Source organism: Planomonospora antibiotica (assembly GCF_014647955.1).
Classification (GTDB): domain Bacteria; phylum Actinomycetota; class Actinomycetes; order Streptosporangiales; family Streptosporangiaceae; genus Planomonospora; species Planomonospora parontospora.
Map to the genome: position 1 here is coordinate 70,774 of NZ_BMQE01000028.1, position 17,886 is coordinate 88,659.

The following is a 17,886-nucleotide window of genomic DNA, read 5'->3' on the forward strand; positions in this document are numbered from 1 at the left end:
CCGGGTCACTTCCAGCGCAGCCGCTCTTCCAGCAGCGCCTGCTGGGCGGGGTTGGCGGTCAGCTCCAGCGCCTGCGCGTCCGACGCCCTGGCCTCGGCGTGACGGTCCAGAGCCCGCAGCAGTTCGGCACGGGTGGCGTGGAAGAGCGGATAGCGCTCCAGCGCCCCGCCCAGCTGCTCCAGCTCGGCCAGCGCCGCCCCGGGTCCGCAGGCGTAGCGCACCGCGACGGCCCGGTGCAGCCGGATCAATGCCAGGCCCGGCCGCCTCCGGCTCCTTCGGCAGCAGATTCACCAGCAACGCGGCCAGCCACTCGGCGTCGTCGACCAGGTCCCGCGCCTGGGCGCGCTCGGCGGTGCTGGACAGATATCCCTCGTTGAACAGCAGGCTGACTACCGCCAGCACGTCGCCCAGCCGTCCGGGCAACTCCTCACCCGCCGGGATCCGGTAGGGGATCCCGGCCTCGGTGATCTTCTTCTTGGCACGGGTGATGCGCTGGACCACCGTGGTCCCGGGCACCAGGAACGCCGCGGCGATCTGCGCGATGCTCAACCCGCACACCACCCGCAACGTCAGCGCGATCTGCGCGCTCCGGGGCAGACCAAGCGCTCCACCGAAGTCGGAGCGATTCAACTCGCCCAGAGGGTCGTTTTGGGCCGCGATGGCGCGGTCGGCCTGGCGGATCGCCGCAGCCAGCCCGTCGGCGGTCAGGCAGCGCTGCAGGAGAAGGCACAGTGACCGCGCTGGCGGCGTGCGTCCGGGCGGCCCAGAACGGCTGGTCGGCGATGAACAGGCAGATGGCCTGGGGCGGTCCGGGAGCCGATCGCCAACGCCGGTCATGCTGAGCGCATTCTCAGTCAGGCGGGGAAGAAACCAGGGCAGGAGCCCATATCCCGACACGATGCCGAAGTCGCCTGCGGCGGTGTCGTCACCACAGGGGTCCAAGGTCCCCGGACGCCCAGGCCTTCCGGCCGATGCGGAGCTTGCCACGCGGTGATCGGATGGAAAAAAGGCAGCCAAGGAGGACGACATGGCAGCGCACGAGGCCAGATCGGTGCATGTGGTGGTGGGCGTGGACGGCTCGCCTGCCTCGACCGCCGCGGTCGCCTGGGCCGCCGTAGACGCCGCGCGGCGCGGGTACGCTCTGCGGATCGTGCACGTGTGCGAGCCGTGGGCTTACGACATCCCGCTGGACACGCCGCCGGGCTTCCGCGACTCGGTGAGCGAGCACTGCCGGGGCGTCGTCGAGGCGGCGGCGGATACGGCGCGCGAGCACGCGCCAGGCATCGAGGTGCAGCCCGTGCTGAAGACCGGCCGGGTGGCCGAGATCCTGCGGCGCGAGGCCGAGGACGCCGAGCAGGTCGTGGTCGGCAGTCGCGGACGGGGCGGGTTCACCGGCCTGGTCCTCGGATCGGTCTCCCTGGCCGTGGCCGGCCAGGTGGCGGGGTCGGTCGTGGTCGTCAGAGATGTACCGGAGCGGGTCCGTGGCCGGATCGTGGTCGGGTTCGACGGCTCCGAGCATTCGGACGCCGCCCTGGGCTACGCCTTCGCTGAGGCCGTCCGGCGGAGTGCCCGCCTGCACGCGGTCCACACCTGGCAGATGCCCGTCCTCGGGCCGGGCTCCACTGCCTACACGCGGCTGGTCGAGGACCTGTCGGCCGCCGAGCGGCAGGTCGCCGAGCAGACGCTCCTGCCCTGGCAGGAGAAGTACCCGCAGGTCGAGGTGGAGCGGACGGTGGTCTGCGGCCACCCGGTCCTGACCATCTGCGACGCCGCCAAGGACGCCGACCTGGTCGTCGTCGGGTCGCGAGGGCTGGGCGCGCTCGGCTCGGCGATGCTGGGTTCGGTCAGCCACGGGGTGCTGCACCATGCCCGCTGCCCCGTCGCGGTGGTGCGGGTCCGAGGGGAGGCCTGATGGACGTCCGCCATTTCACGGTCGCGCAGGTGATGAGCCGCACGCTGGTGACGGTCACACCGGATGAGTCGCCGCTCATCGCCTGGGAGATCATGCGCCGTGCCGTCCTCCACCATCTGCCGGTGGTGGAGGACGGCGGTGGTCTGCGCGGGGTACTGAGCCGTGCCGAGTTGGCCGCCACCTGGTCGGGAGGGCCGGCCGAGCAGTCACGGGTTCGGGTGGGCGATCTGCTGGGCGGGCAGCGGTGTCCGCATGTCCCGCCGGATGCGCGCCTGGCCGATGCCGCGGCGGCCATGCTCCGGGCGGGGATCGACGCGATTCCGGTGGTGCGGGCGGGCACGGATACGGTCCCGGTTCTCGGGCAGGGCGGCATCGTGGTGGGGATGGTGACCGCCACCGATGTGCTGCGGGCCGTGGCCGGGCAGATCACCGTGGAGGAAGGGCCGTCGGAGACGATGACGGGTATGTTCCGGCTGGTACCGGTCCTGCCGCACGCCCCGCAGGCGTGACGGCGAAACGCCGCAGAAAGCTTCATCTGCCGGTCTTCCGCTGAGCGGGCCGTTCGGCTTCCTGCGTCGATCGTCACGCGGTTCGACGGCGCGGATCGAGACGGGTGCCCCTCGGCAGGCTCCGCCGCAGAAGGGGAACGGAATGAAACGACCCGGCACGCTCACGCTCCTGGCGGGCACCACAGCCGGCCTGCTCGCCGGCGCCCTGCTGCACCTGGCCGGCCGGTCTGCCGCCGGTGATGCGGCGTGGGCGCTGGTCACCGGTGTGGCGCTGGTGCCCGCCACCTGGTGGGTGGCTGCGGCGCTGCGCGGCGGACGCCTGGGGGTGGACGCCATCGCCGTGCTCGCGCTGGCCGGAGCGCTGGCCGTCGGCGAGTACCTGGCCGGAGCGGTGATCGGGGTGATGCTGGCGACCGGCCGGGCGCTGGAGGAGCACGCGCTGCGCCGGGCGCGCCGGGACCTGACCGCGCTGTACGAGCGCGCCCCGCGCTCGGCGCACCGGTACACCGGCGGAGCGCCGCAGGCCGTGGACGCCGAGCAGGTGCGCCCCGGGGACCTGCTGCTGGTCCCCGCCGGGGAGACCGTACCGGTCGACGGGACGGTGGAGGCCGGCACCGCGCTGCTGGACGAGTCGGCGCTGACAGGGGAGTCGCTCCCGGTCGAACGCACCACGGGGGAGGGCGTACGCAGCGGCGTGGTCAACGCCGGCGCCGCCTTCGACCTGCGGGCCGTCGGGACCGCCGCCGAGAGCACCTACGCCGCGATCGTGCGGCTCGCCCGGCAGACCGAAACCGGCAGCGCCCCCGTCGTGCGGCTCGCCGACCGGTTCGCCGCCTGGTTCCTGCCGGTCACGCTCGCGCTGGCCGGGATCGCCTGGTGGTCATCAGGTGAGGCGGTGCGGGCGGTGGCCGTGCTGGTGGTCGCCACCCCGTGCCCGCTGCTGCTCGCCGCGCCCGCCGCCATCGCCTCCGGGCTGTCGCGTACGGCGCGGCGCGGCGTGGTGGTCAAGGGCGGCGGGGCGCTGGAGCGGCTCGGGCACGCCCGCACGCTGATCCTCGACAAGACCGGCACGCTGACCGTCGGCCGGCCCGAGGTGGTCGACGTCGTGGCCGCGCCCGGCCGGACTGCCGATCAGGTGCTCGCCCTGGCCGCCGCGGTGGACCAGGTCTCCTCGCACGTGCTGGCCGCCGCGATCGTCCGTGCGGCCCGCGGCCGCGGGCTCCGCCTGCCCCGTCCCGACGGCGTTCGCGAGAAGCCGGGCGCCGGCACCGAAGGGCGGGTGCAGGGGCAGCGGGTCCAGGTCGGCAAGGCGCGCACGGGAGCGGGCCGGCCCGTCTCGCCGTGGGAACGGGCTCAGCGGGCCCGGGCCGCCCTCGACGGCGCCATGACCGTCTGGGTGACGGTGGACGGTGAGCCGGCCGGGGTGGTCCTGTTGCGTGACGCCGTACGCTCCGACGCCGCCCGGACCCTACGGCGGTTGCGGGCCGCCGGGATCGGCCGGGTGGTGCTGCTCACCGGCGACCGGGCCGAGGTCGCCGAGAGCGTGGGCGTGGTGCTCGGCGTGGACGGGGTCCTGGCCGAGCAGACGCCGGAGGCGAAGGTGCGGGCGGTGCGCCAGGAGGCGGCCCAGGCCGTCACGGTGATGGTGGGCGACGGCATCAACGACGCTCCCGCGCTGGCCGCGGCCGACGTCGGCGTGGCGATGGGGGCCCGCGGCTCGGCCGCCTCCACGCAGGCCGCCGACGTGGTGCTCACCGCCGACCGGCTGGACCGGCTCGCCGACGCCATGGACGTGGCCCGCCGCTCCCGCCGCATCGCCGTGCAGAGCGCCGCCGCCGGGATGGGCCTGTCGCTGCTGGCCATGGTCGTGGCCGCGGCGGGGAAGCTGCCGCCCGCGGCCGGCGCCCTGCTGCAGGAGATGATCGACGTAGCGGTCATTCTCAACGCGCTGCGGGCGCTGCGTCCCGCCCGGGGGACCCGGACGGCGGTGGACGCCGAGACCGAGGACCTGCTGCGCCGCTTCGAAGTCGAGCACGTCGAGCTGCGGCCGGCGTTGGAGCTGATCCGGCAGACGGCCGACGAACTGGACGGGCGGCTCGTGGAGGAGGTCCCCGGCCGGCTGGAGCAGGTCCGGACGTTCCTCACCGAACGGCTGCTGCCGCACGAGCGAGCCGAGGAGCGGCGGCTGTATCCGGCGATGGGCAGGGCGCTCGGCGGGCCGGAGGTCACGATGACCATGAGCAGGGCGCACGCGGAAATCGAGCGGCTGGTGCGCCGGCTGGAGCGGCACCTGGCCCTGGCCGAGGACGGCGGGCTCCGCGCCGAACAGCTGGACGACCTGCGCGCCTGCCTGTACGGGCTGCACGCCGTGCTGGTCCTGCACTTCGACCAGGAGGAGGAGGCCTACTTCTCGCTCGCCGCCGGCGCACCGGCCTGAGCGTGCATCCGGCCCGGTATGACCGAGGTCCCGCCGATCCGGGACCAGGTGGCGGTGCCGTTGCGGTGCTGGAAAGGGGAGCGTGGAGGTATGAAGCCGAGTCTGCGTCTGGGACGCGTGGCCGGGATCCCGATCGGGATCCACTGGTCCGGGCTGCTGATCGTGGCGATGGTCACGGCGGTTCTGGGCACCACGGTGCTGCCGGCCGCCGTGCCGGGGCTGGCGGCGCAGCTGTACTGGAGCGTCGCCGCGGTGACGGCGCCGGTATTCTTCGCCTCCCTGCTGGCCCACGAGCTGGCCCACGCCCTGGTCGCCCGCCGTCGCGGCATCGCGGTGCGGTCCGTCACGCTGTGGATGCTGGGCGGGGTCACCGAACTCGACGGCCAGGCGCGAACGCCGAGGGCGGAGCTGGAGATCAGCGCCGCGGGCCCGCTCACCAGCCTGGCCGTCGCCGGGGCGGCCTTCCTGGTGATGCTCGCCGTGGGCGGGCCTCCGCTCCTGGAGGCGGCGCTGGCCTGGCTGGCGGTGGTGAATGCCGTGCTCGGGGTGTTCAACCTGCTACCGGGCGCTCCCCTGGACGGCGGCCGGGTGCTGCACGCGGTGCTGTGGTGGCGCTACCGCGACCGTGCTCACGCCGACCGGACGGCCGCGGCCGCGGGGGAGCGGCTGGGCCTGGTCCTGGTCGCCGCAGGCATCGTGCAGGCGATGCTGGGGTCGCTGCTCGGCGGGTTGTGGACGGTACTGATCGGCTGGTTTCTGACCGGTGCCGCCCGCAGCGAGGCGGTCACCCGCACCGCACGCGAAGGGCTGCGAGGGCTGCGCATGCGCGACGTCATGGCCGGCGACCCGGATCTGGCTCCTGCGTGGTTCGACCTGGAGAACTTCACGGCCTCGGTGGCGCTGCGATCACGGCAGAGCGTCTTTCCGGTCGTGGACTTCTCGGGTGCCCCGGTCGGCTCCGTCTCGCTGGAGGCGATCGCGGCCCTGGCTCCGGAACGGCGCGCCGCCGTCCGCGTGGCGCAGCTGGCCCGCCCGCTGCCCGCCGAGCGCGTCCTGGCTCCCGACGAGCCCGCCGAGCGGATCCTGGAGCGTCCCGCGCCGCCGGGGGAACCGGTCGCGCTGATCGTCGAGGCCGGCCACGTGATCGGTATGGTCACCGCCGCCGACCTGGGCAGAATCCTCAGCCAGGCAGTCCTGCGACACCCCACCGAAGCCGCGTGATCTGCGGACCCGATGGAACCCGCAACCGTGCGCGCCGGAGCACAGGATCGGCGCACAAGACGGCACGGTGAAAGGCCGTCGGCAGCGGGGCCGGAACCGCACACGGCTGCCCCGCGGCCGTCGGCCGAAGCCGGTCTGAAAGAGTGGAAGACAGGCACGGGACGGCGGTGAACGGTCACGTGTCCCGAGCTTCCCGACAGGAGGTGAAGCCATGAAGACCCACATCGCACCGGAGATCACCGGTGTGCTGCATGCGGCCGCCGAGGCGGCGGCCTGGGCGCCGTCGGTGCACAACACGCAGCCGTGGGCGTTCGCCGTCAGCGGCGACGAGCTCTGCGTACGCGCCGACCCCGACCGCAAGCTGCGGCTCGGCGACGAGACGGGCCGGGAGATGCTGATCGGCTGCGGCGCGGCGCTGCTCAACGCGCGGATCGCGCTGCGCGCGGCGGGATACGAGCCGCTGGTGCGGGTGCTGCCCGACCCGGACCGGCCCTCGCTGCTGGCGACCGTCCGGCCCGGTCCACAGGTCGCAGCCGACGAGCACACCGCGCTGCTGCGCGCCGAGATCGAGCGGCGGCGCACCCATCGGGCGGGCTTCAGCGACGTGCCGGTCTCCGACGAGCTGCTGGAGGAGCTCGTCGCCCAGCCCGCGGCTGAAGGCGCCACGTTGACCGTGGTGCGTTCACCGGCGGCCGTGCGCGTGCTCGCGGCACTGACCGCGGCCGCCCAGGAGATCCAGTCCCAGGACCGGAGGTTCAGCCTGGAGGTGATGCGCTGGGCCCGGCCGCCGGCAAGCCCCCGCGCCGACGGGGTACCCGCCGACGCCTACCCGCGGGAGGCGGCCACGACGGAGCCGCACTTCGCGCAGCGGGACTACGCCGACGGCCACGGCTGGGGCGGCGACGCCGACCAGCGCATGGCGACGTCGACGGGAACCGTCGCGGTGCTGACCACGCCGGACGACACACGGCAGGCGTGGATCTGCGCGGGCCAGGCGCTGCAGCGGATGCTGCTGCACGCCTCCGCCTACGGGGTCAGCGCCGCCTTCCACACCCAGGCGCTGGAGATGCCGCTGCTGCGGGAGGTGTTGCGCCAGGAGCTGTGCTCGGGAGAACACCCGCAGATGATCATGAGGTTGGGGGTCGCGCTCGACGAGGCGCCCACGGCCCGGCGCCCGCTGGCGGAGACCCTGGAGGAGGACCCCGGCCCGCGGCCGGGAGCACCGGGCGCGGGGTGAACCCGCTGCCGCCGTCCATCGGACCGGAAAGCGCGCGAGCAGGCCCGGCACCTGCGACAACGCCAAGAGCCGCGCGTACCCGTTGAAACGGAGGTCGCCGACCATGGAAGCCAAGCAGTGGACCGTGCAGATCTACATCACCGAAGACGGAGACGACACCTCCGCCCGAGCGGTTTTGACCACCCGGGACACCGATCACCTGTCCGGTCTCGGGCACTCTCACCGAAATCCAGCCGACTACCCGATCCCTGAGATCGGCGACGAACTCGCGGTCGCCCGCGCGCTGGCCGACCTGACGAACAAACTGCTCGTCACGACCTCCCGCGACCTCGCCCAGGTCACGGCACCCTCCCCTCCAGAAAGATCATGGTGAAGTCGGCGTAGCCGCTCTCCTCCTGTCAACGCTCCAGGACCGTGACCAGGCCGTTCTCTCCGTCCACGCGGATCCGCTGCCCGGTGCGCAGGCGTGTCGTCGCCTCCTCGACACCGGCCACGGCCGGGATCCCGTACTCCCGGGCGACCACCGCCCCATGGGAGATCACTCCCCCCACCTCCATGACGAGCGCCCCGGCGATCAGGAACAGCGGAGTCCATCCCGGGTCGGTACTGGCGGCGATCAGGATCTCTCCCGGGCGCAGCCCCGATCCCACCGGCGAGTCGACCACCCGCGCCCGCCCCTCGTACACCCCCGGTGAGACCGCCGTCCCAGCCAGATCCGCCGGGCCCCCGGCCGGGACGGCCGGCCCGTAGACGGTTTCACCATCGCTGACCAGGAGGCGCGGAACGGCCCGGCGGCGCAGTTCCCGCCGGTACTCGCGCCGGTTCGCCGCGGCGACCGCCCGCAACTGCGGTGAGGCGCCGGCCAGCGCGGCACGCACGTCCACGGCATCGAGGAAGAAGACGTCGTCGGCGTCGTCGAGCAGGCCCTGCGCGGCGAGCGCCGTACCGACGCCCAGCAGGACGCGTCGCCCCAGCGCGATCACGCGGACCAGGTCGAACTTGGGCCGTTCACGTACGCCGCCGAGTTCCCGGTAACGGTCGAGCAGACCCCGCAGGGCCAGGGCGCGAAGCGGCCCCTTGACCCGCCGCACCGCGGTGACCAGTTCCCCGGCCGCCGCGGCGGCCTGCCCGGCGCCGCTCTCGAACCGGGCCGACGTGCGCCCGGGCTCACCCGCCTGCAGGTAGGCGTGGATCAACTCGATCACGTAGGCCGGGTCGTCGGCGAGGCGCGGCAGGCCCAGGTCGATCTCCCGATCGGGTGCGCGGTGACCGTAGGAGGCCAGAAACGCCTCGATCCCCGGATCGGTAGGGGACGGCTCGACACCGGCGGTGCCGTAGTTCCGCGCCAGCCGGGCCAGTTCCGCGCCCATCGCCGTGGTCGGGTCGTGCGGCAGCCAGCGGCCGGCCGGTTCCAGGACCGAGGCGGAGCCCAGCCATCGCTCGATCAGCCACTCGGCTCCCCTCCTGATCAGCAGCTCGGCGTAGACCAGGGGAAGCTGATCGACGACCAGGTCGAGCGCCTGCGACGGCAGCGTCCGCTCGACGAACTCCATCCGCTGCAGCGGCGTGGACAGCTCGGCTTCCCGCCGGACCAGCTCGGCCAGGCGTCGCTCGGCTGCGGCGAGCGTGCGGCGGCGGGCGCGGGCCGGGGCGACGGCCACCGCGGCCAGACGTGACAGCACTCCCAGCAGCCAGGCCGCCGATCCGGGGGCCGGTAGCGGGCCGTGCGTGCGGGGCAGGCGGCCGGTGTTGCGCCGGAGCCACTCCCGCAGCACGGCGGCGGTGGCCGGGTCCTTCATCTCCAGGCCCGACAGCACCCGGGCGGCCAGCCAGGGCCGCCGCAGCAGCACGGTGACGTCGCCGTAGAGGCGTCCTGCCACCACCGGCAGCCACGCTGATGCGTCCGGTCCGTATCGCCGGCCGGATCCGGCGGCCCAGCGGGGCAGCCAGCCGGCGGCCAGCGCGCGGAAGAACGCGGTGCCCGCCGGTGTCAGTGGCTCGGTGATGCCTTGGCCGACGAGGAGGAGCGGCATGTACACGCGCAGCCCGTCCTCCGGCGGCGGAGCGGGCAGTGGGAAGAGGGAGGTGATCGGCCGGGACTGCAGCAGTCGGCAGCTTCGAGCGGCCACGGCCCATTCCACGTCCTGCGGGCGGCCGAACAGCGCCGCGGCCCGAGCGCCGAGATCGACCAGGGCATCGAGCTGATCGCGGTCCAGCAGTGCACGGCCCGCCACGTCCCCGGGCCCCGCCGGCGGCCGGTTCGGCCCGGTCGGCACCGCCCGCGTGGACGCGTCGACGACCCACCGCTGGGGCGTGACCTGCCCGCTCACCACGGTCTCACCCAGCCCGGCCGCGGCCTCGATCACCATGCGGTCGCGCCGTCCGGACAGCGGATCGGCGGTGAACAGCACCCCGGCGACGTCGGCGGGCACCATGCGCTGCACCACGACGGCCATGGCGGCGTGCTCGTGGCCGATCTCGTGCCGGCGCCGGTAGGCCAGGGCCCGGGCCGTCCACAGCGAGGACCAGCAGCGCCGTACGGCATCGCAGAGGTCCGCCGTACCGGCGACGTTCAGCACGCTCTCCTGCTGCCCGGCGAAGCTGGCCTCGGGCAGGTCTTCTGCGGTGGCGGAGGAGCGGATCGCCACCGCTCCCCGGCCGAGCGCGGCGTAGGCGCCCGTGAGCGGCTCGCGCAGCCATGCGGGGACCGGTCCTTCCTCGAAGGCCCGCCGCAGCCGGGCCGACGCCGCGTCGATGCCGCCGGGATCGCCGCCGAGACGGTCGATCACCTGCGTGATGATCGGGGTGATCCCCCGCTCGCGGACGAAGCGCCGGTATGCGGCCGTGAAGATCACGAAGCCGTCCGGGACCGGCAGACCGGACCGGGCCAGCGCGGCGAGGTTCGCGCCCTTGCCGCCCGAGAGCGCGGGATCGTCCACGCCCGGATCGGTCAACCGGCCGACGACGGCCCACTCGGTCCAGTTTGTACTGGTCATACTGGGTTTCTGCCCAGAACGAGGCGAGCCTGCAGCGCGGTGCCGCCTTGCGGGGAAACCGCTGATGCGGCATGAAGCCCGCCCGTGACGAGCCTGCACGTCTCGACCGGTCATTCCTGGCCGCACGACGGCGGTAGGGCCGAGATCCCGTCGTTTCGGCCTCCGGTACGGTGGCCGGCCCCTGATCGATCCAGGTGCGGACCGTTGCCGGTCATCAACGGGAAACCCGGCTGCAGCCGCCTCCTGTGATGCGTGAGAACACGAACGGTAAGGTTGTGACTACGGGGTCGAGGTGTGGTGTCCGAACCGGGGAAGCCGAATGACAGACGTTCCCGCCCTGCGGGTGCTCATGGGCTACGACGGCTCGCCGGCGGCGAATGCAGCCGTCGGTGTCGGAGCACTGTTGTTTCCCGGCGCGCACGCCCGGATCGTCTACCTGTGGACTCCGCCGTTCGCCCGAAAGAGCCTGCACCGCCGGTTGTGGACCGGCGCATCACACCTCAACGATCTCGTGGAGGCCATCGAACGCGAGGGCCGCTGGGAAGCCGACCAGATCGCCGCCGTGGGCACCACACTCGCCCGGGCGGCCGGGTGGGAGGCTGAGCCGCTGGTCGAACGCGGCTACGGCGGGGAGGGATTCAAAGTCGCCCAGCTCGCGCAGGAGCTGAACTCCGACGTGGTGCTCGTCGGATCGCGCGGCCTGAGCGGCGGCGCGGCGGTGCTGGGCAGCGTCTCCGACATGATCGTGCACTACAGTCCGAAGCCCGTGCTGGTGGCCGCGCATCCCCTGCTCATCGCCGAACACGCCGCGCTGACCGGTGGCCCGGTCCTCATCGGCTGGGACGGATCGGCTGGTGCACGCGGCGCCTTGACCGAGGCCGAACACCTGTTCCCTGCCCGGGACCTGCTCCTGGTGTCCGTCAACGACGAGAAGGCGGCCGGGCGACCGGCCGATTTCACCGAGGCCGGCGACGGCCGCCGGGCGGCGCCGCTGTCGGTGGGCAGCCGGTATGGGACGTCCGCGGGCGCTGTGGCGGACACGCTCGCCGACCTCGCGCGGGAGCGGCACGCGGCGCTGGTGGTCGTGGGCTCTCGCGGCCGTAGCGCCCTGCGTGAGGTTCTCCTGGGAAGTGTGGCGATGCAGACGCTGCACCGCGCTCACCGGCCGGTGCTGGTCGTGCCTCCAGCCGGGCGCCGCTCAGGGCACACGGGCGCTGAAAGGCCCTCTCCGAACTGACCGCCGGCAGACGCGGTGTCCTCCCCGACCGATGAGAGCATGTGCGGCTCCGGTCAGGAGACGACGACGTCATCGGCTTTTCCGGCCGCCTGTCCCGAGATCAACGGCGGCCGGGGGAAGGTCAACCGCACCCGGGTGCCCTGGCCCGGCCGGCTGTCGATGTCCACGGTGCCGCCGTGCATGCGGGCGATCCTGGCGACGATGGGCAGGCCCAGGCCGGTACCGCCGATCGCCCGCTCCTCGGCTTCAGGAGCGCGGTAGAAATCGTCGAAGACATGCTCCAGAGCTTCCGGTGTGATCCCGATGCCGGTGTCGCGGACCTCCACGGTAGGGGCGGGATCGCCGTGGACGGAGACCTCGACCGTGCCGCCGCTCGGAGTGAACTTGACCGCGTTGTCCAGCAGTTGGGCAAGCACCTGCCGTATCCGTTTCGTATCCGCCCAGACCGTCACCTCGGCCGGAGCGTCCAGGACGAGGGTGTGGCTGACGTTCCACGCTTTGACGGTGGCGGCCTCGACCGCGGCCCGGGCCAGGGCGGACAGGTCGGTACGTTCCGGATGGAAGGCCGCGGTACGGGCGATGAGGCTGGCCATCAGCAGCAGCTCATCGATCAAGCCCAGGATGCGTTCGCTGTTGCGGTCGATCACCTCCAGGAAACGCTGCTCGGTGCCCTCGTCCAGGCCGCCGTCCTGGAGCATCTGCACGTAGCTGCGGATGGAGGTCAGCGGGGTGCGCAGCTCATGGTTGACGGTGCGCAGGAACTGGTGCTTGAGTTTCTCGAGCTCCCGCAGCCGGACGATCACCTTTTCGGCCTGGTCGCTGTGGTGACGCAGTTCCAGCAGCGCGGTGGCGCACACGGCCAGCGTGTCCAGGGCCTGGTGCTGCGCAGGCGCCAGCCGGCGTGGCCGGTGGTCGAACACGCACACCACGCCCAGCGCGTGGCCACGGCTGCTGATCAGGGGAGCGCCGGCGTAGAAGCGGACGTACGGCTCTCCGGTGACCGCGGGATCATCGCGGAAGCGCGGATCGGCCAGCGCGTCGGTCACCTCCAGCAGCCGGCGGGTCTCGACGGTGTACGGGCAGAACCGCACCCGCCGGTCCATATCGGTGGCGCTGGTGCCGACGTGACCCTTGAAGTACTGCCGGCCGCGCTCGGGGAAGTTGACCAGCGCGATCGGCGTCCGGCAGACGTAGGCGGCCAGTTCGGCGACCGCTTGGAAAGCCGGTTCCACCAGGACGTTCAGGGCGCCGAGCTCATCGAGCTCCCTCAGCCGCTCATCCTCATCGGACGGAACCGGTGTCTCACTCATCGTGCCCTTTCCCGTCCGCTGCCTGTGCCTTTCCCGGCTTCACCTGTATCCCGTCCCGGGCGCGTCAAGGACACGCCGCGCCCCGTACCACGGGTAAAAAGCACATCAGGGCGGCGGGCGGTGAAGCGGTACGGCCGAGGGGACGCCGGCGGCCGGTCGCGCCGCCGGCGCGGACGGTCCCGATCGCTGCGGGCGCGTCTCACCTGCGCAGTGTGCCGCCGGTCATCGGGGCGCGGGTGGGGTACACCTCTGGGCGGCGGTGGCCCCTCGCTGGCGCGACCCGCAGTTTCGGGCCTGAGGTCCTCGATGAAGGGGGCGTTGCGCTCTGCCGGCGCAGGCCGCCGCTTTCGATGATGGATTCGAGGTGAGAACCATGACCGCAACCCGCACAGCCGTCGTCGGTTACGACGGTTCGGACTTCTCCATGCAGGCCCTGGACTGGGCGATGGACGAGTGCGAGCTGAGGAAGCTCCCGCTGACGGTCACCCACGCGTGGCGCTGGCCGTACGGCGAGGCCTCCGAGGAGGCCAAAGCCCATCTGCGCAAGGCCGCCGAGCACGTGCTCTACCACGGGGCCGCCTGCGCGCGCTCGTGCAGCACGGTCGCCGAGGTCACCACCGACCTGTACGAGGGATCGGCCGGCGAGCGCATCGCCGAATTGTCAGCCGGCGCGGACCTCGTGGTGATCGGTTCCCGCGGCCTGGGCGCCCTGGCCCGGTCCGTGATCGGTTCCGTCACCCTCTACGTCGCGGCGCACGCCTGCTGCCCGATGATCATCGTGCGGGGTCCCGGACCGATCCCCGTTCCGGCCGATCCCGGTCCCGTGGTGCTGGGGCTGAGCCCGACCACACCCGATGAGGCGCTGGAGTTCGCCTTCGGTGAGGCCGCCCTGCGGCAGTTGCGCCTGGTGGTCGTGCACGCCGTCCACCTGCAGGCCATGGCGTGGGGAACGGCGATGGCGCCGCTGCCCGACGTCGAGATTCTCACCCGGGCCGGGCGGGAGGGGATGGCGGAGCGGCTCGCGCCGTGGCGGGAGCGGTATCCCGGCGTCGCGGTCGAGGTCCGCGCCGTGACCGATACGCCGAAGGAGGCGCTGGGCGCCGCATCGGCCGAGGCGAGTCTCCTGGTCGTCGGTGCGGACCGCACCCGGCACCGCGAGGGGCACCTGGGCACGGTCGTGCGCGTGATGGTCGAGCACTCCCGCTGCCCCGTCGCCGTCGTGCCCGCCCCCGCCGACCGGCCGCGCCAGGAACAGGGGGACGGGACCCCGTCAGGGCGCGAGGGATGACCCCGTGACCGGCGATCCACCGGATGACGTCGCAGGCACAACGGCTGCCCGGCCGGAGCAGGCGGGCCTGGACTCGGCTGAGGCGGCCCGGCGCCTGGCCGCCGACGGCCCCAACCGGCTGCCGGCCCGCGGGCGCAGCCCGGTGCCGCTGCTGTTGCTGCGGGAGATGGTGCACTTCTTCGCGCTGCTGCTGTGGGGCGCGGCCGGCTTGGCGCTGCTGGCCGGAATGCCCCAGCTGGCGGTCGCCATCGTCGTGGTTGTGCTGTTCAACGGCGTCTTCGCCTTCGCCCAGGAGTACCGGGCCGATCAGGCGGGCAGACGGCTACGCGAGCTGATCCCCGCCGACGTCACGGTCCGCCGCGACGGCCGCCGCACCGTGGTGCGCGCCGCCGACCTGGTCGCCGGGGACGTGGTCCTGCTGGAGGCCGGCGACCGGATCAGCGCGGACCTGCGCCTGGCTGAGGTCCACGCGCTGGCGGTCAACGAGTCCACGCTGACCGGAGAAAGCGTCCCGGTCCGGCCCCGCGGAGGCGATGCGGTCCTCGCCGGCACCTTCGTCGTCGAAGGCCAGGCCGAGGCCGTCGTGACGGCCACCGGCGCCCGCACCCGGCTGGCCGCCATCGCCACCCTCACCCAGGCGGCGACGCGGCCGCCCAGCCCGCTGGCCCGCCGCCTCGGAACAGTCATCAAGATCATCGCAGTCATCGCGCTCGGCGTGGGAACGCTGTTCTTCGCCCTGACACTGCTGCTCGGCATGGCGCCGGCCGACGGGTTCCTGCTCGCGCTCGGCGTCACCGTCGCCCTGGTCCCCGAAGGGCTGCTGCCCACGGTCACCCTGTCGCTGGCCCGCGCGGCCCGCTCCATGGCGAGCCGAAACGCGCTGGTCCGCCACCTGGAAGCGGTGGAGACCCTGGGGTCGGCCACGTTCATCTGCACCGACAAGACCGGCACCCTCACCCGCAACGAGATGACGGTCGTCGAGATCTGGACCCCGGCAGGCCCCCTCGACCTGGCCGCTCCTGCCTCGGCTGCGGACATCATGCGCTCGGCCGTGGCGTGCTCGACCGGGCGGCTGGTCCGCACCGACGGCGCCGTGAAAGGGATCGGCGACCCGATGGAGGTCGCGCTGCACGCGCTGGCGCTGCACGCCGGAGCCGCGCAGGAGGCGGCCGTCACCCGGCGTTTCCCGTTCGATCCGGTCCGCCGCCGTGCCTCGGCGGTCGCCGACGGCCGGCTGCATCTCAAGGGCGCCCCCGACGCGGTCCTGCCGCTGTGCGGGGACACACCGCAGTCGCGACGGGCGGCCGAGCAGGCGCTGGAGGCGATGAGCGAGCGCGGCCTGCGCGTCCTGGCTGTGGCCCGGCGCGACGCCCCGGCGGGGGAGACCTCCGAGGAGGTCGAACGCGACCTGACCTTGGTCGGCCTGGTCGGCCTGGAGGACCCGCCCCGCGACGGCGTCACCGAGGCGATCGCCACCTGCCGGCGCGCCGGGATCAAACTGGCCATGATCACCGGTGACCATCCCGGCACCGCCCGGGCGATCGCGGCCAAGGTCGGCCTGCTCGGCCCGGACTCCCTCGTGCTCACCGGCCGCGACCTGCCCGCAGACGACGACGCCCTGGGCGCGCTGCTGGACCACGACGGCGCGGTGATCGCCCGGGTGACGCCGGAGGACAAGCTGCGCATCGCCCGCGCGCTGCGCGGGCACGGCCACGTGGTCGCGATGACCGGCGACGGCGTCAACGACGGCCCGGCGCTGCGCGAGGCCGACATCGGGGTGGCCATGGGCGCCTCCGGCACCGATGTGGCCCGCGAGGCCGCCGACGTGGTCCTGCTGGACGACCACTTCGCCACCATCGTCACCGCGGTCGAGCTGGGCCGGGCCACCTACGCCAACATCCGCCGCTTCCTCACCTACCACCTGACCGACAACGTCGCCGAACTCACCCCGTTCCTGGTGTGGGCGATCAGCGGCGGCACCGTCCCACTGGCGCTGAGCGTGCTGCAGGTGCTGGCCCTGGACATCGGCACCGACCTGCTGCCCGCCCTGGCTCTCGGCGCGGAGCCGGCCAGCCCGCGCACCATGGACGGGCCCGCACGGACCGGGGCTCTGCTGGACCGGCGCCTGCTCATGCGCGTCTTCGGTGTCCTCGGGCCCGCCCAGGCCACCGTGGAGATGTCCGCCTTCACCGCGGTGCTCGCGCTGGGCGGCTGGGCGCTCGGCGCCGACCCGGATCCCACGCTGCTGGCCGCCGCCTCCGGCACCGCCTTCGCCGCGGTGGTGCTGGGGCAGCTCGCCAACGCCTTTGCCTGCCGCAGCCAGACCCGCTGGGCCGGGAACCTGCCCTGGCGCGGCAACCGGCTCCTGCTGGGAGCGGTGGCCAGCGAAGCGGTCCTGCTCCTGGTCTTCCTGGGCGTGCCGCCCCTGTCCGGCCTGCTGGGCGGCACCCTTCCGCCGCCGGCCGGCTGGGCGCTGGCCGCCCTGGCGATTCCCGCCGTCATCGGCGCCGACGCCCTCCACAAGGCGGTCCGATCCGGACGGGCGGGTGGGGACGCGCTGCCGGAGGTCCGTTCCCGTACGCCTCGCTCGCCCGGCGGGTGACGGGACCTCTCCCGCACCGTCCGGGCCGCACCCGGCCGGGTGCGGCCCGGACGGCGGCTCAGCCGTCCACGCAGGGAGAGCCGTTGAGCGTGAAGCCGGTCGGCTCGTCGTTGGCGGTTCCGGTGCGGCTGGCGAGGAAGCCGAACTCCGCGTTGCCGCCGTTCGCGGTGATCGTCCCGTTCCAGGAGGCGCCGGTCACGGTGACGTCCGCCCCGGACTGGGTGAAGGAACCGTTCCACGACTGGGTGACCTTCTGGCCGTTCGCGAACGACCAGCCGAGCTTCCAGCCCTTGACCGGGGTGTCGCTCCGGTTGGTGATCTTCGCGCTGCCCTGGAAGCCGCCTTGCCACTGGTTGGTGATCGTGTAGGTCACCTGGCAGGAGGCGGCGGGCGTCGGAGTGGGCGTGGGGGTCGGGTCCGGGTCGGTGCCGCCCGGGGGGATGACGATGGTGCTGATGGAATGGGCCGGGAAGGCGCCGGTGAAGCCACCGGCACCCACCGGCTGGTCGGTCGTGCGCTCGATCGCCGCCGGGTTCGCGCCGCTGTAGCGGTAGACCTGGGCTGTCGCCGAGCCGGTGCGCCCCTTGATCGCGACGTCGCTGGTGAGATCCTCGCCGGTCTTGTTGACCACGACGAGGGTCAGTGCCTCGTCGCTGCCGCGCTCGGCCGCGTAGACGGCCAGCCTGTCCTGGTCGGCGCTGGTCGCCTTGACCGCGCTCTCGCCGAACGCGCCGCCCCTGCCGTCATAGTTGCGGTACATCCGGAAGGCGTGCGCGACCGGCTCGTCGCTCTCCGGCGCCGTCCACAGCGTGGCCAGATCGAGCCGTTTCCGGCCGAAGACGCCCAGGATGTCGGCCTGGGCCAGTGCGCCGTTGATGTGCCCGTATGCACCCCAGCTGTACTCGGTCATGGCCACTTTGGTGCCCGGGTAGTGCCGGTCGACCAGTTCCCGCATCCGGGGGATCATGCGCACCGGCCTGTTGATCCAGCTCTCGTCCACGTAGGTGGGGTCCCACAGCTGGCGGGTGGAGCGCAGCCGGCGCTCCTGAGTGGCGGCGTCACCGGCGTCCTTGCTGCAAGGCCGCGTAGTTAAGGATCTCGGACGTGCGGCAAGCCACCGGTGAGTACGGCCACAGC

13 protein-coding genes and 1 pseudogene are annotated in these 17,886 nt (G+C 73.2%); 9 read left to right on the forward strand and 5 right to left on the reverse strand.

Going from position 1 to position 17,886, the window contains the following annotated elements:
* Positions 1-5: 5 nt before the first annotated feature.
* Positions 6-248 carry a hypothetical protein gene (locus IEZ06_RS36545; protein WP_203872137.1) on the reverse strand — a complete coding sequence of 81 codons (243 nt, stop codon included), beginning with the start codon at positions 246-248 and terminating at the stop codon, positions 6-8.
* A gap of 67 nt (positions 249-315) precedes the next feature.
* Positions 316-1,029, reverse strand: a pseudogene (locus tag IEZ06_RS37515) (sigma factor-like helix-turn-helix DNA-binding protein); the annotation flags it as partial.
* Here IEZ06_RS37515 and IEZ06_RS23595 point away from each other — a divergent pair.
* The 6 genes from IEZ06_RS23595 (at position 1,028) to IEZ06_RS23620 (ending at position 7,689) form a co-directional block, all read left to right on the forward strand.
* Complete coding sequence (locus IEZ06_RS23595; protein WP_189238869.1) at positions 1,028-1,912, forward strand: universal stress protein; 885 nt, start codon at positions 1,028-1,030, stop codon at positions 1,910-1,912. The pseudogene IEZ06_RS37515 and the gene IEZ06_RS23595 sit on opposite strands and share 2 nt — an antisense overlap.
* The gene (locus tag IEZ06_RS23600) at positions 1,912-2,421 is read left to right on the forward strand and encodes a CBS domain-containing protein (protein ID WP_189238870.1); all 510 of its coding nucleotides are present in this window, start codon (positions 1,912-1,914) and stop codon (positions 2,419-2,421) included. The genes IEZ06_RS23595 and IEZ06_RS23600 overlap by 1 nt, the downstream gene beginning before the upstream one ends.
* 142 nt (positions 2,422-2,563) lie before the next feature.
* Positions 2,564-4,858 (forward strand): heavy metal translocating P-type ATPase, encoded by a 2,295-nt coding sequence (locus IEZ06_RS23605; RefSeq protein WP_189238871.1) that lies wholly within the window; start codon positions 2,564-2,566, stop codon positions 4,856-4,858.
* A 90-nt stretch (positions 4,859-4,948) separates the two neighbouring features.
* A complete protein-coding gene (locus IEZ06_RS23610; RefSeq protein WP_189238872.1) occupies positions 4,949-6,079 on the forward strand; it encodes a site-2 protease family protein in 1,131 nt (376 codons plus the stop codon).
* A gap of 211 nt (positions 6,080-6,290) precedes the next feature.
* Entirely contained in the window at positions 6,291-7,316 is a 1,026-nt protein-coding gene (locus tag IEZ06_RS23615; RefSeq protein WP_189238873.1) for an Acg family FMN-binding oxidoreductase, read from the forward strand.
* A 103-nt stretch (positions 7,317-7,419) separates the two neighbouring features.
* The gene (locus IEZ06_RS23620; RefSeq protein ID WP_068900978.1) at positions 7,420-7,689 is read left to right on the forward strand and encodes a DUF1876 domain-containing protein; all 270 of its coding nucleotides are present in this window, start codon (positions 7,420-7,422) and stop codon (positions 7,687-7,689) included.
* A gap of 25 nt (positions 7,690-7,714) precedes the next feature.
* Here the strand turns inward: IEZ06_RS23620 and IEZ06_RS37280 are convergent, their stop codons facing one another.
* The gene (locus IEZ06_RS37280) at positions 7,715-10,312 is read right to left on the reverse strand and encodes a PEP/pyruvate-binding domain-containing protein (RefSeq protein WP_189238874.1); all 2,598 of its coding nucleotides are present in this window, start codon (positions 10,310-10,312) and stop codon (positions 7,715-7,717) included.
* Positions 10,313-10,631: 319 nt separating this feature from the next.
* Between IEZ06_RS37280 and IEZ06_RS23630 the strand changes: the two genes are divergently transcribed.
* Positions 10,632-11,549, forward strand: a complete 918-nt coding sequence (locus tag IEZ06_RS23630; protein ID WP_203872136.1) for a universal stress protein — start codon at positions 10,632-10,634, stop codon at positions 11,547-11,549.
* A gap of 53 nt (positions 11,550-11,602) precedes the next feature.
* Here IEZ06_RS23630 and IEZ06_RS23635 read toward each other — a convergent pair whose 3' ends face one another.
* The gene (locus tag IEZ06_RS23635) at positions 11,603-12,859 is read right to left on the reverse strand and encodes a GAF domain-containing sensor histidine kinase (protein WP_189238875.1); all 1,257 of its coding nucleotides are present in this window, start codon (positions 12,857-12,859) and stop codon (positions 11,603-11,605) included.
* A 373-nt stretch (positions 12,860-13,232) separates the two neighbouring features.
* Here IEZ06_RS23635 and IEZ06_RS23640 point away from each other — a divergent pair, with 373 nt between their 5' ends.
* The gene (locus IEZ06_RS23640; RefSeq protein ID WP_189238876.1) at positions 13,233-14,147 is read left to right on the forward strand and encodes a universal stress protein; all 915 of its coding nucleotides are present in this window, start codon (positions 13,233-13,235) and stop codon (positions 14,145-14,147) included.
* A 4-nt stretch (positions 14,148-14,151) separates the two neighbouring features.
* On the forward strand, positions 14,152-16,749 hold the full coding sequence (locus IEZ06_RS23645; protein WP_189238877.1) for a cation-translocating P-type ATPase: 2,598 nt from the start codon (positions 14,152-14,154) through the stop codon (positions 16,747-16,749).
* A gap of 58 nt (positions 16,750-16,807) precedes the next feature.
* Here the strand turns inward: IEZ06_RS23645 and IEZ06_RS23650 are convergent, their stop codons facing one another.
* A complete protein-coding gene (locus IEZ06_RS23650; protein WP_229798592.1) occupies positions 16,808-17,749 on the reverse strand; it encodes a cellulose-binding domain-containing protein in 942 nt (313 codons plus the stop codon).
* Positions 17,750-17,886: the final 137 nt, after the last annotated feature.

Coding starts and splice junctions, on each gene's coding strand:
- IEZ06_RS23635 (WP_189238875.1), bottom strand. CDS start 12,859: ATGAGTGAGACACCGGTTCCGTCCGATGAGGATGAGCGGCTGAGGGAG.
- IEZ06_RS23630 (WP_203872136.1), top strand. CDS start 10,632: ATGACAGACGTTCCCGCCCTGCGGGTGCTCATGGGCTACGACGGCTCG.
- IEZ06_RS23610 (WP_189238872.1), top strand. CDS start 4,949: ATGAAGCCGAGTCTGCGTCTGGGACGCGTGGCCGGGATCCCGATCGGG.
- IEZ06_RS23605 (WP_189238871.1), top strand. CDS start 2,564: ATGAAACGACCCGGCACGCTCACGCTCCTGGCGGGCACCACAGCCGGC.
- IEZ06_RS23620 (WP_068900978.1), top strand. CDS start 7,420: ATGGAAGCCAAGCAGTGGACCGTGCAGATCTACATCACCGAAGACGGA.
- IEZ06_RS23640 (WP_189238876.1), top strand. CDS start 13,233: ATGACCGCAACCCGCACAGCCGTCGTCGGTTACGACGGTTCGGACTTC.
- IEZ06_RS37280 (WP_189238874.1), bottom strand. CDS start 10,312: ATGACCAGTACAAACTGGACCGAGTGGGCCGTCGTCGGCCGGTTGACC.
- IEZ06_RS23615 (WP_189238873.1), top strand. CDS start 6,291: ATGAAGACCCACATCGCACCGGAGATCACCGGTGTGCTGCATGCGGCC.
- IEZ06_RS23595 (WP_189238869.1), top strand. CDS start 1,028: ATGGCAGCGCACGAGGCCAGATCGGTGCATGTGGTGGTGGGCGTGGAC.
- IEZ06_RS23600 (WP_189238870.1), top strand. CDS start 1,912: ATGGACGTCCGCCATTTCACGGTCGCGCAGGTGATGAGCCGCACGCTG.